This is a genomic window from Streptomyces sp. NPDC093795 (genome assembly GCF_044764665.1).
Lineage (GTDB): Bacteria > Actinomycetota > Actinomycetes > Streptomycetales > Streptomycetaceae > Streptomyces.
In genome coordinates this window covers 129,225-143,728 of record NZ_JBIWIO010000008.1, presented here as the reverse complement: position 1 = coordinate 143,728, position 14,504 = coordinate 129,225, and the positions used below count along the sequence as shown (strand labels likewise).

Genomic DNA, 14,504 nt, shown 5'->3' with positions numbered 1-14,504 from the left:
GACAGGTCAGTGAACACACCGCGCGCATGAAGATCTCATACGGGTTTCCCTACTTGTCCGGGCCGCTCACCTCGGCTCTCCTCCCGACGCCGTCGGGTACGGAGGCACCAGGACGGAGGTGACGACGAGCCCCCGGTCCACCGTCCAGCGTCCCGTGAACCCCTCGGGAGGGACCCTGGGATGGGAGGCGAAGAGGCGTGCGGTGAAGCTTCCGGCGGGATCCATGGCGATGTCGGCGTCCTCGTGCCCGAGCCATCGGTCCGTCAGCGGGAACCAGGCCTTGTAGACCGACTCCTTCATGCTGAACAGCAGCCGGTCCCACCGGACGAGAGGGTGACGGGCGGACAGCTCGGCGATCCTGCGCAGCTCGGTCGGCAGGGCGATGAGCTCCAGGACTCCGTCGGGCAGGGGCAGATGGGGTTCGGCGTCGATGCCGAGGGAGTGGGCGTCGGCCCGCCGTGCGACGGCGGCGGCGCGGTAGCCGTCGTGGTGGGTCATGCTGCCGACGATGCCGGGCGGCCACACGGGCGCGCCGCGCCGCCCCCGTGGAATGGGGACGGGCGGCATGCCGAGGCCCGCGAGCGCGCGGCGGGCGCACCAGCGGGCGGTGGTGAACTCGGTCCGCCGCTTGGGCGCGGCGGTGCGGACCGCCTCGCGCTCCGGGCCGAGGAGGGTCAGTCCGGGCGGGTCTCCGAAGCTCTCGGCCACGGACACCGGGGGCGGCAGAAGAGTTCCGATCACAGGAGCCTGGCCAGGGGGAGGTCGGGCCGGCCGCCGGCGGCGCCGAGGAGTTCGAGGAACCGCCGCCGGTGACGGGAGACGTCGTCGGGGCCGTACCGATGGGAGTTCGCGCGGAATTCGAGACGGAGCCCGGGCGCCGGGAGGCCGCCGGGGGCGGCGTCGCCGTCCCCGGCCGGGGACGGCTCCCGGTACACGTTGAGGTCGATGTCGGCGACCAACCCCACCGGCCACTGGCGGCAGGTCACCCGGCACGAGCCGAAGCCCGGAAGGGCGCCGAAGGTCATGACGTTGACCTGCGGCGCGGTCGGCGCTCCGGCCGTACGGGGCGGCAGGGCGCCCCGGTGACGCTGGTGGCGCAGGGCCTCGCGGACCTTCGTCGCGGTGTGCCGTACGAGATCGGTGAACCCCGCCGCGGGGTCGACGGTGAGCCGGAGGGGCAGTTCGTTGGCGAGCTGGGCGGGTGTGTCGAGCTCGGCACGTGAACGGCGTCCCGTCACGGGCAGGTTGACGACCAGGTCGGTACGGCCGTGCCGGTCGTACCGCCACAGTGCGGTGGCGGCGATCAGGGTGGCCGCCTCGCGGCCGAAGGGCGCGGGCCCCTCGCCGAGGAGGTCGGACAGCCGGTGGGCGTCGAGGACGACGGTGTCCGACACGGCGGGCCCGGGCGGCGCGCCCTGGTCGCCGGCACGGGGCGGCGGCAGCGGTCGGGCGTACTGGGCGCGCCAGTAGGCGGCGTCCTCCGCGTGCTGCGGCGAACGCCGATAGGCCGCCTCGTCGGCGGCGAGCCGGGCGAGGGGTACGGCGGCGGTGACCGGCGGGGTCCGGCCGTTCTCGAAGGCCTCGTACAGCTCGGCGAGCCGTCGCAGGTACAGGTACTGGCCGAAACCGTCGAGGGCGATGTGGTGGTAGCGGAGGAACAGCACCGCCCGGTCCGTACCGAGCAGGAACAGCTCGTGCGCGCACGGGTCCTGCCGGGCGAGGTCGGTCGCCGTGGCCAGGGCGGCCCGCATCCGCGCGTCGGCCGCCGCCCCGGGGTCCGGCGCGCGACGGAGGTCGGTGACCGTGAGGGCCGGAGCGGGCACCGGACCCGGGGTACGGCGCGGCCCGTCCGGCGTCGGGTGGAAGCGGGTACGGAGGGTCTCCGACTCGTCGAGCGCGCGCGTGACGGCCCGGAGCAGGGCGAGCGGGTCGAGCGCGCCGGTGAGCGTGAGCGCGACGCCGCACTCGTGGAGCGGGGCCTCGGGCGCGTGCCGCAGGCTCTCCCAGATCCCGAGCTGCGCGGCGGCCAGGGGCTGGGGTCGCCCCCGGGCCAGGGTCGGCACGGCCGCGGGGCCACCGGCCGTCGTGGTCGGCGCCGCGGGTGTCGTCGCGCCGGTCACCGGACGGCCACGCGGGCGCCGGGCGCCTCGACGGCGGACACGGCCGGACCCGCCGGCGGAGGAGTCGCGGGAGGAGGAGTCGCGGGCGCGGCGGATCGCTCGACCGCCTCGCACAGGGCGTTCAGGGTCGGGTTGTCCCAGAGGACCGTCGGGTCGACCAGGACGCCCAGCCGGTCCTCCAGGTCCGCCGCCACGGAGAGGGCGTAGACCGAGTCCAGGCCGTACTCGCTGAGCGGGGTGTCCAAGGACAGGTCCGCCGGGGACATGCCGAGGTGTTCGGCCAGCCGCCCGGCCAGCCAGGCCCGGGTGGCCGCCGTCTCCGGCTCGGTGCGGTACTCGGCGTCGTCACGGGTGTCGCTCACGGCGACGTCACGGGTGTGGCTCGAGGTGTCGTTCCAGGTGGGGCTCACGGCGTACTTCCTTCTGCGTCGGCGGGGTGATGAGGGGCGCGCGGCAGGAGCGTGTACCCGCCGCCGGTCCGGTGGCGCTCGACGAGCCGCTCCCACAGCGCGTCCTCCAGCGGACGCGGCAGGGCACGCGGTGCCACGCCCCGCGGCGTGCTCAGGCGGTGGAGCGCCGCCGCCGCCCAGTCCGGTTCCGAGAGTTCGGGGGTACCCGCGCGGCGGGCCCACGACCAGGTCCCGACGCACGCGGCGGCCGTCAGGAGCGTCGTGTACCTGCTCGTCAGGTCGTACGCGTACGGGCTCGCCGCCACCGACAGCTCACCGGGATCGAGCGCGGCGCAGGCCTCGGCGAGGCGGGCCGGTTCGCGCGCGAAGCGCTCCGCGTGGGCGCGCAGCAGGCCGTACGCGGGTCCTCCGCCGTCCGGCAGGTCGCCCAGCCCGGCCGCGATCGAGGTGCTGAGGCTCTCGCGCCCGCCGGCACTGAGCGCGAGCGCCCCGGGATCCAGCGGCGGCAGCTCCTCCCCCGCCGCGAACAGCGCCGCCGGCGGTGTCCGGTACTCGCGCCAGGCCCGGCGTGCGAGCAGCGGCAGTTGGGGCAGCAGCGAGGTCTGGCAGGCCGCGCGGGCGGCGTGCCCGAAGCCGACGGGCTGGATGTCCCGCAGCAGCTTCTGAAACAGGGCGTTGGGGCCTTCCCGCAGGTAGAAGTGGGCGCCGAGGACTCCCGAGAGCCGGTTCATGGCATCCATGAGGATCCCGGAGACCACGTACTTCACGGCCTGCGCGTGGATCGCGGTCTCGCCCGGCAGCAGGTGCAGGGCCCGGGTCGCGACCGTCGCGAAGCAGTCGGCGGTGAGGAGGTCGACGTACACGCCCGTGAGGACGGACCGCACATGGGGGAGGTCGGCCGCCGTCCGGCCGTAGAGCCGGCGGCTCCGTACATGGCGCAGCGCCGTGTCCAGGGCGGTGTCGACGATGCCGACGGACATGGACACGAGGGTGGTGCGGGTGATCTGGAAGGACCGCAGCGCGGTCTCCAGGCCGCGGCCCGGCGTGCCGCCCAGGACGCTCGTGGCCGGCAGCGGGCAGGAGTCGAACCACAAGCCGCCGAGCTGGACCCCGCGCATTCCCGTGGTGCGGTACCGGGGCAGATGGGTCAGGCGGCCCTCGGGAACGTCCGCCACGGGGACGAGGACCTGGGAGTGGCTGCGGCTGCCGGGGGCGGTGGAGGTGCGGGCGAGGAGGACGAGGGCGTCGGCGCGCCGGGCGTTGGTGATGACCTCCTTGCGCCCGTCGAGGACGAGCCGGTCACCCCGGGGCAGGGCGGTGAACTCGGTGCGGGCCATGTCGTTGCCGTGGGCGAGCTCGTGGTAGCCGACGGCTATCCGCCCGCCGCGGCAGAGCACCCGGGCCGCGTCCGCGCGCTGTTCGGCGTCTCCGGCGGTCCAGATGTTGACGGCGGCGATGAAGGAGGCGGCGCCGTGGCCGAGTCCGAGGCAGGGGTCGCGGCGGTAGACGGCCCGCATGACGTCGACGAGGTGGTCGAGCCGGGTGAGCCGCCCGCCGAGCTCGGCGGGCACGAACTCGGCGTGCAGGCCGTACGCGTGGAGGGCGTCCTCGCCGGCGGCCAGCATCTCGCCGCGCTCGTCCGCGTCGAGGACGGCGTGCCGGCCGACGGGATTCGTGGGGTCGCCGGGATCGCCGAGGAGCCGCTCAAGGGCGCGGAGCCGGGCGGGCACGGGCTGAACGGAGGGGGCGGGGACAGCGGGCGCGGGAGAGTGAGCGAGAGCCGGAGGGACGGCAGGAGCGGGAGGGACAGCGGGAGCCGGAGGGACGGCAGGAGCGGGAGCCGGTCGTGCCGGGGTGCCGGGCGCGGCTCCTGGGGGCCGCGTCGGGCTCATCGTGCGCTCCCCTGGGGTCGCGGTGACGGCAGTGTCGGCGAGTGGTGGGCCTGGCCCAGGAGGCCGTCGGCCAGCCGGTCGTGGGCCTCCGAGCGGCGTTCGTCGCAGGGGACGCCGAGGCGGGTGAGGACCAGGGCGAGTCCCGCGCGGAGGCGGAGGCCGTCCTCGGCGGTGCGCGGGCCCGACGTCCAGCGGTGCAGCACCGCCGCTCCCGCGAAGCACAGTTCGTACCGTTCGGCCAGGTCGAAGGCTGTCTGGGGGACGTCTCTCGGGGTGCGGTCGAGGGACTCCATGCTCCGGTGCGCCGACCGGGTCACCGCTTCCAGGTCCGCGGCCATCCTGGCCGTCTCCCTGGGGAGCAGCCCCTGTCGGGCGGCCCGGCGGACCGTGCCCGCGGCCTCCGGGAGGAGTTCGACGAGGGTGCTGCCGCCGGAGAGGAGTCGTAGCCGCTCGGGAGTGAAGGGCGGCAGTGGTCCGGTGAGGGTGGCGGGGAGTGCCGCCCGGTCCGCGCGACCCGTCCGCCAGGCCCGGGCCAGGGAGGGGAAGTGGTCGGCGGTCAGGTTGCGGGTGACGGCGGTGCTGCCGTCGAACACCGCCACGATCCGGTGGTCCCGCTCCAGCTTGGCGAACGAGCCGTCCAGGTATCCCTCGCTCAGGAAGCCCCGTACACCCAGGAGTTCGGTGATCCGGTCCAGGGTGTCCTGGACGAGGTTCGGCACGAGGGCCTTGGTGACGGCGGACACCAGGGCGAGTTCCGGGGTGAGGGTGTGGATGGAGCGGGCGGCGACGTCGACCACGGTCTCGGCCACGTCGAGCGCGGCCGCGGCCTCGCCCAGGGTGCGGCGCACCCGGGGCAGCGTCGCGAGGTCGCGTCCGTAGAGGTTGCGGCCCCGGGCGTAGGGGACGGCGACGTCGAGCGCGTGGTCGAGGGCGCCGAGGGAGAGCGCCGTGCACAGGATGCGGGTGAGCTGGAGCGTCCGCAGGACGGTGTCGAGACCGGTGCCGGCCTCGCCGACGAGGGCGTCGTCGTCGATGACCGCCCCGTCGAAGGCGATGCCGCTGATGTCGGCGCCCCTGATGCCGTGGGTCCGGACCTTGGGCAGAATCCGGTACGAGCCCGGCGCCAGACGGGACTTGTCGACGAGGAACACGCTGAAGCCACGGGGCCCGCCGCCGTCCCGCGTGCGGGCGAGGAGGCAGACGTACCGGCTCCTCCCGGCGTTGTTGATCAGCCACTTCTCGCCGTCGAGACGCCAGCCGCCGGAGACGGGCCGGGCGGTGAGCTCGCCCGCGAGGAGGTCCCCGCCGTGGTCGCGTTCGGTCAGCGCCCAGGAGACGACGGCGCCGTGCCGGACGGACTCGGCGAGCCGGGTGGCCTGGTCGGGGCGGCCCGCGAGCCAGACGGGGGCCGCGCCGAGGAAGGTCTTGCCGTGGGCGACGGCGACGGTGAGGTCCCGGCGGGCCACGGCCCGCTGGAGGCCGACCAGTTCGGGCATGTCGCGCAGCCGGCCGCCGTGCCGGACGTCGACGTAGTGGGCGGGCAGGCCCAGGGCGTCGAGCGCGGCGCAGGCCTCCGCGGGGAAGTCCTCCCGCCGGTCGAGCTCGGCGTTGACGGCGGCGCCGAACGGCCCGAACGCCTGGTCGGAGCCGTCCAGGAGGGTGTCGAACGCGGTGAGGGAGACATGGGACACGGTGGGTTCCCCGGGAGTCGTGGGCCTGCCGGGCCGCTGTGGAAGGGGGACGTCCGGGGTCTTCGCCGCTGTGGGGGTGCGCGGGCGGCGCTGCGGCGAAGACCCCGGCGGTCGGGACGACGGCGGTCGGGGGGGTTTGACCGTCGTCGCCGTTCGGGGGGTGGTGGCCAGGGCGGGCTCCGGTGTCGTCCGCGCCCGGCGGGGATCCGGGGCACTTCGAGACGTACTGCGGTGGTGATCCGGCGTGCGGGCCGTGTGCGGCTCGAACGGGATTCAACGTAGACCCGGCCCCGCGGGAAGGAACAGGGATTCCCGGGGACCTGGCAGGAACGGGTCAGCGCGGCCGTCGGCACGGGCTGTGGTCGGCCGCCGGCGCGGCCGTCGGACCGTCCTTGAGACCGCCGACCGACGGGACCTCCGGCGGGGACCTCGGCGGGGACCTCCGGCGGGGCCCCCGCACCCCGACCCTGCGGTTTTCCGCAGGGTGGGAAGTGCGGAGAACACCACCGGGGTGGGCGGCAACCCTCATACCGGCGCCGGTCAGCGATTTCTAGCGTGGAGGAAGAAGAACGGGGCCCCCGCCCCACCGTCCCCGCCAGCTTGGAGTCCCTCATGAACCTCACGACCATGGCACTCGCCAAGGAGCCCGCGGACGGCGTCGCCGGCTGGGCCGCGGACCTCGTCGACACGATGGGCGGCCCCGGAGCCGGTCTGGCCATCGCCCTGGAGAACCTCTTCCCGCCGCTGCCCAGCGAGATCATCCTGCCGCTGACCGGCTTCGCCGCCGGTCAGGGCGTACTGAGCCTGGCCTCGGCGCTGTTCTGGACGACGCTCGGCTCGGTGGTCGGCGCGGTGGCGCTCTACTACATCGGAGTGCTCTTCGGCCGCGAGCGGATGCACGCGATCTGGGGGAAGCTGCCCCTGGTGAAGGCCTCGGACCTGGTCAGGACCGAGGAGTGGTTCGCCAAGCACGGCACCAAGGCCGTCTTCCTCGGCAGGATGGTGCCGATCTTCCGGAGCCTGATCTCGGTACCCGCCGGGGTCGAGCGGATGCCGATGCCCCTGTTCATCATGCTCACCACCCTCGGCAGCCTCATCTGGAACACCATCCTGGTGATGGCCGGCTACTGGCTGGGCGACCAGTGGGACGTCGTGGAAACCTACGTCGGTGTCCTGTCGAAGGCCGTCCTGGTCCTCGTCGTCGTCGCCATCGCGGCCTACGTGGCGGTCCGGCTGCGCAGCCGCGGCCAGACCCACCGACGCACCTCATGACTCCCGACACCCAGCCGCACAGCAGGACCGCGCTCCCCGTACGGCCCGGGCGATCTTGCCCGGGCCGTACGGGCGCACTAGTCTCGGGCCCCGTGCAAGGGGATTTAGCAAGCACCGCGTCCGACCGACCGCCGGCCGAGCCCGGCGGGAACGGCTCCGGTGAGGACGAGACCGTCACCCGTACGACCACCCCGTCCTGGCCGCGACGCGGCCTGGGGACCCTCGTCGGCTGCGCGACCGCTCTGGTCGGCGCCCTCTACTTCCTCGTCGTCGGCGTGTCCCTCGGCCCGTTCCTGCTGTGGCCGCGCACCCGGCCAGGCGCCCTGGAGATCCTGATGGCCGGCGCCCGGCGCCTGGTCGGCCTCGAACGGGTCCGCCGGTCCGCCTTCTACGGCGACCTCTTCCCGGAGCACTACAAGGCCTCCGACCAGAAGATCCTCCGCTACCTCGCGATCCGCAGCTACACCGGTCTGCTCTGCGGATTCGTCATCGGACTGCTGGTCTTCGGCGCCGCCCTGGCCGGCCTCCTGGTCAACGGAGCGGTCCGGGGCACCCTCGGCTGGGACGAGCTGCTCACCCAGGTCCTCCTCGGCAGCGTGCTGCTCTTCCTCAACGTCCAGGGCCTGTACTCGCTGGCCGCCCTCGACACCCGTACCGCCCGCGAGTGTTTCGGCCCCTCCGAGCGGGAACTGCTCCAGCGCCGTATCGACGAACTCGCCACCAGCCGGGCGGCGGTCGTCGAGGCCGTGGACGCCGAACGGCGGCGCATCGAGCGCGATCTGCACGACGGGGTCCAGCAGCGCCTGGTCGCCCTCGCCATGCTGATCGGCCGGGCACGCCGGGGCCGCAACCCCGAGCAGGCCGACGCGCTGCTGCTCCAGGCGCACGAGGAGTCCCAGGGCGTCCTGACCGAACTCCGCGAGGTCGCCTGGCGGGTGTACCCGTCGGCGCTCGACAGCCTCGGGCTCGAAGAGGCGATCGGCGGGGTCGCCGAGCGGTGCAGCATTCCGCTGCGGACCCGCTTCGACGTCGGCGCCCCGCTGCCCCGGCCGGTCGAGACCGCCGCCTACTTCGTGGTGTCGGAGGCCGTGACGAACGCGGCGAAACACTCCGCCGCCTCGGCGATCTCCGTGGCGGTGACGCTCGACGGGCCGCGGCTCACCGTACGGGTCGAGGACGACGGCACGGGCGGCGCGAACGAGACCGGCAGCGGTCTCACGGGGCTGCGCAGCCGGGTGGCCGCGCTCGACGGCGTCCTGCACATCCACAGCCCCCTCGGGGGACCGACCACCATCACCGCGGAGCTTCCATGCGCGTAATCCTGGCCGAGGACTCGACCCTGCTGCGCGAGGGCCTGGTCAGGCTGCTCGTCGAGGAGGGCCACGAGGTCCTGGCGGCGCTGGGGGACGCGGTGACCCTGCTCAAGGAGGTCGAGGAGCAGCGGCCCGACATCGTCGTCGTCGACATCCGGATGCCCCCGACGCACACGGACGAGGGGCTGCGGGCGGCCGTCGAGATCCGGGAGCGCTTCCCCGAGGTCAGCGTGCTCGTCCTGTCGCAGCACATCGAGCGCAACTACGCGGCCCAGCTGCTCGCGTCCAACGCCGAGCGGGTCGGCTACCTCCTCAAGGACCGGGTGGCGCAGGTCGAGGAGTTCCTCGACGCCCTGGAGCGGATCCACGCCGGCGGGGCGGCGATCGACCCGGAGGTCGTACGGCAACTGGTCATCCGGACCACGCACGGCGACCCGCTGGCACGCCTCACGCCCCGGGAGCGCACGGTCCTGGAGGCGCTGGCACAGGGCCACACGAACACGGCCATCGCGCAGAAGCTGCACATCTCGCTGAGCTCGGTGGAGAAGAACCTCAACACCGTCTTCGACAAGCTGGAGCTGTCCCACACGACCGGCTACAGCCGGCGGATCCTGGCCGTGCTCCGCTACCTGGAGTCGTAGGCCGGGTGCTCCGTCGCCGGAGTCGTGGGCCGGGTGCTCCGTCGCCCGGAGTCGTAGCCCGGTCGCCGGTGCGGAACGGGCCGTCCCCGCCGATGGCGGCGGTGGGGACGGCCCGCGGCACGCCTACGCGAAGGCGTAGGGGTTGAGCGCGTCCTCCGGCAGCTGCTCGATCTGGAGGTGGTCCCCCAGGCCCGCCTCGGCGGCGAGTTCGAGCAGGACGTCGAAGGCCACGTGGTCCTCGAGCGCGAACCCGGTGGAGTCGAAGACGGTGATGCCGTCCCGGTGCTCCGCCGCGAGCTCCGGTCGCGCGCACAGCTCCATGAGGTCCGGTCCGAGGTCGGACTCCACCAGCTGCTGGGCCTCGCCCTCGCGCAGGGCCTGGCCCCGGTGGTCCGCCGTGACGAACGCCGACTTCAGCACGCGCCGCGGCACCTCGAACTTGCCTATGAGGTCGGCGCCGATGGCGTTGATGTGCACGTGCGGGCGAAGGTTCTCGCCGAGCAGCACCGGGCCGTCGCCGACCGCCACCGACGTGACCGTGCAGATGATGTCCGCCTCGGCCTCGACGTCGGCGACCGAGCCCACCTTCACGTCGAGCCCGAGGAACTCCACCCGCTCGGCGAAGGACTCCGCGTGCGCCGGGTCGATGTCGTGGACGACGATCCGCTCCAGCGGGAACACCCGGCTCAGCGCGTGCGCCTGGGTCACCGCCTGCGCACCCGCTCCGACGAGTCCGAGGACCCGGCTGTCCGGGCGGGCGAGGAGCCCGCTGGCGATCGCGGAGGCGGCGCCGGTGCGGATCGCCGTCGGCAGGATGCCGTCGCAGACCGCGAGCAGCCGGCCCGTGATGTCGTCGTACCGGGTCATGGTCCCGATGATCGTGGGCAGCCGGAACTCCGTCGGATTGGACGGCGTGTAGCCCACGGTCTTGATGGTGATCGACTCACCGGGCCGGTGATGCGGCATCCACTCCAGGATGGCCGTGTCCCCCGGGCCTCGCACGAACCCGTCGCGGGCCGGGGTGACTCCCCCGAAACCGCCCTCCCGGAAGGCCTCGCCCAGGCGGGCGATCATCCGGTCCATGAAATCGTCGAATCCCTTTTCATTGACGATCTTGGCAATATGCTGCCGCGTGAGGACAACAGTTTCCATTATTTCCCCTTGACTAACGCCACGAGATGGCATTTTCCTGCCGCCGGACTCGATTTGCCGTGCGGCCCCGAAGGGTGAATCGGAAAATGAAGCTAGCCGCCTGCTTTTACTCAGGTCAAGATTTTTGTTCAGAGTTTTACGGGAAACCGCAGGGCCCTCGTTACGGGAACCCGCAGGGCTGAGGGTGCGGAAAACTGGGCCTACCCAGGCGGTTTACCTCGTGTCCTCGGCCTCCGCCCGTGACTAGCGTTCCACTCATCACAACGGCAGCCGCCCCAGCGGTTTCCGCAGCAATGGAAGGAAACAGAAGGTGCGAAAGAAACCGGCAACGGTACGGATCGCGCGATGGAGCGCCACGCATCCGTGGTCCGCCATCGGCCTGTGGGTGGTCTTCGTCGCGCTGTGTCTCTTCTTGGGCGGAGCCGCCGGCACGAACAAGATCAGCGACGAGGAGTCGGGAGTCGGCGAGTCCGGCCGGGCCGGCCGGATCACGGCCTCGGGGCACTTCACCGAGAAGCCCGAGGAGAACGTCCTCATCAGCGCCGCGGACGGCGGGAAGCTCGACCTCGCCACCGGGCGGAAGGCCGCCGAGGAGCTCGCCGGGAAGATGAAGGCCCTGCCCGAGGTGGAGAGCGTCGGCACCGCCTTCCCCTCCCCCAACGGCAAGGCCCTGCTGCTCCCCGTGACCATGAAGGGCGACACCGAGAACGCCGACACGCGGGTCCAGCCGCTGCTCGACGCGAGCGCGGCGACCGAGAAGGCCCACGAGGGCATCAGGATCGACCAGGTCGGCACCGGATCCACCGCCAAGGGGCTCGGCGAGACCCTGGGCGAGGACTTCAAGAAGGCCGAGCTGATCAGCCTTCCGCTGACCCTGCTGATCCTGCTCGTCGTCTTCGGCGCGGTCATCGCCGCCGGTGTGCCGGTCCTGCTCGCCATGTCCTGCGTCGGCGCCGCGATCGGCCTGTCGACCCTGGCCTCGCACGTCCTGCCCGAGACCAGCGCGGTGAGCAACGTCATCCTGCTCATGGGCATGGCCGTCGGCGTCGACTACTCGCTCTTCTACCTCAAGCGGGAGCGGGAGGAGCGCCACAAGGGCGCCTCGCACCTGGACGCCATCGAGATCGCCGCCGAGACCTCCGGGCACACGGTCGTCGTCTCCGGCACCACCGTCATCGTCTCCATGGCCGGCCTCTACCTCGCCCAGGAGGCCACCTTCGCCTCCCTGGCCACCGGGTCGATCATCGTCGTGTCCGTCGCCGTCCTGGCCTCGCTGACCGTGCTCCCCGCGCTCCTCGCCAAGCTCGGCCGCTGGGTCGACCGGCCGAAGGTGCCGCTGCTGTGGCGGCTCACGATGCGCTCCAACGAATCCCGGCTCTGGCCCGTGCTGCTGCGCCCCGCCCTCGTACGGCCGGTGCTCACCCTCGTGGTCTCCGTCGGCGCGCTGCTCGCCCTCGCCCTGCCGGCCCTCGACATGAAGCTGAAGCAGCCCGGCTCGGACGACCTGTCGCGCGACATCCCGGTCGTCCAGGCCATGGACCGGCTGACCTCCGCCTTCCCCAGCAAGGGCACCGTGCACCAGGTGGCCGTCCGGGCCCCCGCCGAGCGGGCCGGTGAGGTCCAGGCCGCGCTCAAGACCCTGCTGAGCCGCACCGAGGGTCAGGAGCTGTTCGCCCACGACCAGACGCCCACGATCCGCGCGTCGGCCGACAAGAGCGTGCACACCGTCGCCGTCGGCACCCCTCACTCACCGAAGAGCGACGGGGCACGGGAGTCCCTCGAACTGCTGCGGGCCTGGGTGCCCGAGGCGATCGCACCCGTCCAGGACGCCGAGGGCGCGGTCGGCGGCAAGGTCGCCCAGGGGACCGACTTCACCGGCCACCTGGAGGACCGGATGCCGTGGGTGGTCGGCTTCATCCTGCTGCTGACCTTCGCCACCATGATCATCATCTTTCGCTCTCTCGCCGTGGCGCTCTCCGCGATCCTCCTCAACCTGCTGTCGGCGGCCGCCTCCTTCGGTGTCCTCGTCGCGGTCTTCCAGAACACCTGGGCGGAGGGCCTGCTCGACTTCCACAGCTCCGGGGCGGTCGTCTCCTGGCTCCCGCTCTTCCTCTTCGTGGTGCTGTTCGGACTCTCGATGGACTACCACGTGTTCGTCGTGAGCCGGATCCGGGAGGCCGCCCTCGACGGGGCAGACGTCCGCGACGCCGTCCGGGAGGGCATCACCCGCTCCGCCGGCGTCGTGACCAGTGCGGCGATCGTCATGGTGGCCGTGTTCGCGATCTTCGGCACCCTCAGCATGGTGGAGTTCAAGCAGCTGGGCGTGGGCCTGGCGGCGGCGATCCTGCTGGACGCCGTGGTGATCCGCATCTTCGTCCTGCCGGCCCTGATGACGGCCCTCGGCCGGTGGAACTGGTGGCCGGGCAACCTGAACTCCGCCCGCCGCGGCCAGCACGCGGCCGGCTCCGACGAGACCCGGCAGCTTCGCCTCCCGCAGCCGGTACCGGCGGGTGCGACGCAGTACGGCCAGGGGCCGTCCTACGGCCAGGGTTCCGGTTACGGCCAGGGGCCGTCCTACAACCAGGAGTCCGGCTACGGGCAGGAGTCCGGTTACGGCCAGGCGTACACCCCCCAGCAGACGTACGGCTCTCAGGGCTCGTACGGCCCGCCGCAGGGCTGGACGCAGCAGGAGCAGCAGGGCCACGACGGCCGACCCGACCCCTACCAGCGGTAGGAGGGTCCCTCCGACGAGGAGGGAGAGGTGCCCGCAATCCCCCGTCGGGCACCTCTCCCTCCTCTTTTCTCCGTCCGGGCCGCTCATCGCGGCCCGGACGAAGGCGTTTCAGCCGGCCGTCGGCCCGGTGAAGAACTGCACCATGGCCTTGTTCACCGCGGCCGGGTCCTCCAGGTAGCCGTAGTGCCCGCAGCCCTCGATCAGCTCGAACACGGCGCCCGGGATCGCGTCCGCGACCTCCCGGCCCAGATGCGGCGGGGTGACCAGGTCGTCGGCGAAGGCGATCACCTGGCAGGGCACACGGATCCCCCGGTACGCGGCGAGCCGGTTCTCGAGGCGGCTCACCTCCATCTGCGCCCGCAGGCCGGGGCCCGCGGGCGGGGCCAGCTCGAACAGGTCGAGCCAGTCGGTGAGTTCCCGCTCGTCGTCGAGGGTCCGCGGCGACAGGAACTTCAGGGCGCGCAGGACGGCCGCGTAGCGGGCCGGCAGGATCACCCCGGAGTCGTGCAGCTCGGTCTCCGCGCGCGTGAGCGCGGCGCGCAGGGCGTCGGTCCGGCCGCGCGTGGCCATCAGGACGGTCTGCCGGACCAGGTCGGGCCGGGCCAGGGACAGCTCCTGGGCGACGAAGGCGCCCATGGAGGTGCCGACGATCCGGGCGGGGCCGAGAGCGAGGCGTTCGACGAGCCCGGCGACGTCGCCGACCATGTCCTGCACGGTGAAGCCCTCGGGGCATTCCGAGGTGGGCGGAATTCCGCGGTTGTCGAAGGTGATCACGCGGAATCCCGCGGCGGTGAGCGCGGGCACCTGGTGCAGGTGCCAGGCGGTGCGTCCGGCACCGGTTCCCTGGATCATCACCACCGGGTCGCCCTCTCCGGTGTCCTCGTAGTTCAGACGTATTCCGTTGACCGGCACGACAGGCATGTTCGTTCCCCTCTTCTCGGGTGGCTGTGCGGAAAAGCGTGTGGCCCGCCCTCCGGACGCCGGTCGGCGTGGGGAGGGCGGGCCACACGGTGGGGTCAGGCGGCGTCCGCGCCTTCCATCTCCCGCACCAGGCTGGCGGGGCGCATGTCGGTCCAGTGGGTGTTGATGTGGTCGAGCGCCGCGTCACGCGTGGTCGCCGCCAGGGCGGTGCGCCACCCCTCCGGCACCTCGACGAACGCCGGCCACAGGGAGTACTGACCCTCGTCGTTGACGAGGACGAGGTAGGTGCCCTCCGGGTCCTCGAAGGGGTTGCTGCTCATGCGATCGCTCCTTGTCGAAGGATGTGTCCAGGGATCTG

12 protein-coding genes are annotated in these 14,504 nt (G+C 72.8%); 4 read left to right on the top strand and 8 right to left on the bottom strand.

Features of this window, described 5'->3' with window-relative positions; translation table 11 throughout:
• Positions 1-66 precede the first annotated feature (66 nt).
• From ACIRB7_RS22265 to ACIRB7_RS22245, 5 genes are all read right to left on the bottom strand, one after another.
• Positions 67-741, bottom strand: coding sequence for a 4'-phosphopantetheinyl transferase (locus tag ACIRB7_RS22265; RefSeq protein ID WP_403601320.1), 675 nt, complete (start codon positions 739-741; stop codon positions 67-69).
• Positions 738-2,120, bottom strand: a complete 1,383-nt coding sequence (locus ACIRB7_RS22260; RefSeq protein WP_403601317.1) for a condensation domain-containing protein — start codon at positions 2,118-2,120, stop codon at positions 738-740. Before ACIRB7_RS22260 ends, ACIRB7_RS22265 begins: the two co-directional genes overlap by 4 nt.
• Positions 2,117-2,530 (bottom strand): acyl carrier protein, encoded by a 414-nt coding sequence (locus ACIRB7_RS22255; RefSeq protein ID WP_403601314.1) that lies wholly within the window; start codon positions 2,528-2,530, stop codon positions 2,117-2,119. Before ACIRB7_RS22255 ends, ACIRB7_RS22260 begins: the two co-directional genes overlap by 4 nt.
• Positions 2,527-4,260: an acyl-CoA dehydrogenase family protein gene (locus tag ACIRB7_RS22250; protein ID WP_403601312.1), complete on the bottom strand. Its 1,734-nt coding sequence runs from the start codon at positions 4,258-4,260 to the stop codon at positions 2,527-2,529. The genes ACIRB7_RS22255 and ACIRB7_RS22250 overlap by 4 nt, the downstream gene beginning before the upstream one ends.
• 158 nt (positions 4,261-4,418) lie before the next feature.
• Positions 4,419-6,113: an acyl-CoA dehydrogenase family protein gene (locus ACIRB7_RS22245; RefSeq protein WP_403601309.1), complete on the bottom strand. Its 1,695-nt coding sequence runs from the start codon at positions 6,111-6,113 to the stop codon at positions 4,419-4,421.
• Between the two features lie 612 nt (positions 6,114-6,725).
• On the opposite strand from ACIRB7_RS22245, the gene ACIRB7_RS22240 reads away from it, so the two are divergent.
• From ACIRB7_RS22240 to ACIRB7_RS22230, 3 genes are all read left to right on the top strand, one after another.
• Positions 6,726-7,385, top strand: a complete 660-nt coding sequence (locus ACIRB7_RS22240) for a DedA family protein (protein ID WP_403601307.1) — start codon at positions 6,726-6,728, stop codon at positions 7,383-7,385.
• Positions 7,386-7,477: 92 nt separating this feature from the next.
• Entirely contained in the window at positions 7,478-8,704 is a 1,227-nt protein-coding gene (locus ACIRB7_RS22235) for a sensor histidine kinase (RefSeq protein ID WP_403601306.1), read from the top strand.
• Complete coding sequence (locus ACIRB7_RS22230; RefSeq protein WP_403601303.1) at positions 8,695-9,339, top strand: response regulator; 645 nt, start codon at positions 8,695-8,697, stop codon at positions 9,337-9,339. Before ACIRB7_RS22235 ends, ACIRB7_RS22230 begins: the two co-directional genes overlap by 10 nt.
• A gap of 123 nt (positions 9,340-9,462) precedes the next feature.
• Here ACIRB7_RS22230 and ACIRB7_RS22225 read toward each other — a convergent pair whose 3' ends face one another.
• A complete protein-coding gene (locus ACIRB7_RS22225) occupies positions 9,463-10,422 on the bottom strand; it encodes an ornithine cyclodeaminase family protein (protein ID WP_403601301.1) in 960 nt (319 codons plus the stop codon).
• Positions 10,423-10,801: 379 nt separating this feature from the next.
• On the opposite strand from ACIRB7_RS22225, the gene ACIRB7_RS22220 reads away from it, so the two are divergent.
• Entirely contained in the window at positions 10,802-13,225 is a 2,424-nt protein-coding gene (locus tag ACIRB7_RS22220) for an MMPL family transporter (protein WP_403601299.1), read from the top strand.
• 108 nt (positions 13,226-13,333) lie between these two features.
• On the opposite strand, the gene ACIRB7_RS22215 is transcribed toward ACIRB7_RS22220, so the two are convergent.
• Together ACIRB7_RS22215 and ACIRB7_RS22210 are read right to left on the bottom strand one after the other, a co-directional pair.
• Positions 13,334-14,146 (bottom strand): alpha/beta fold hydrolase, encoded by an 813-nt coding sequence (locus ACIRB7_RS22215; protein WP_403601296.1) that lies wholly within the window; start codon positions 14,144-14,146, stop codon positions 13,334-13,336.
• A 95-nt stretch (positions 14,147-14,241) separates the two neighbouring features.
• On the bottom strand, positions 14,242-14,466 hold the full coding sequence (locus tag ACIRB7_RS22210) for an MbtH family protein (RefSeq protein ID WP_403601293.1): 225 nt from the start codon (positions 14,464-14,466) through the stop codon (positions 14,242-14,244).
• Positions 14,467-14,504 lie beyond the last annotated feature (38 nt).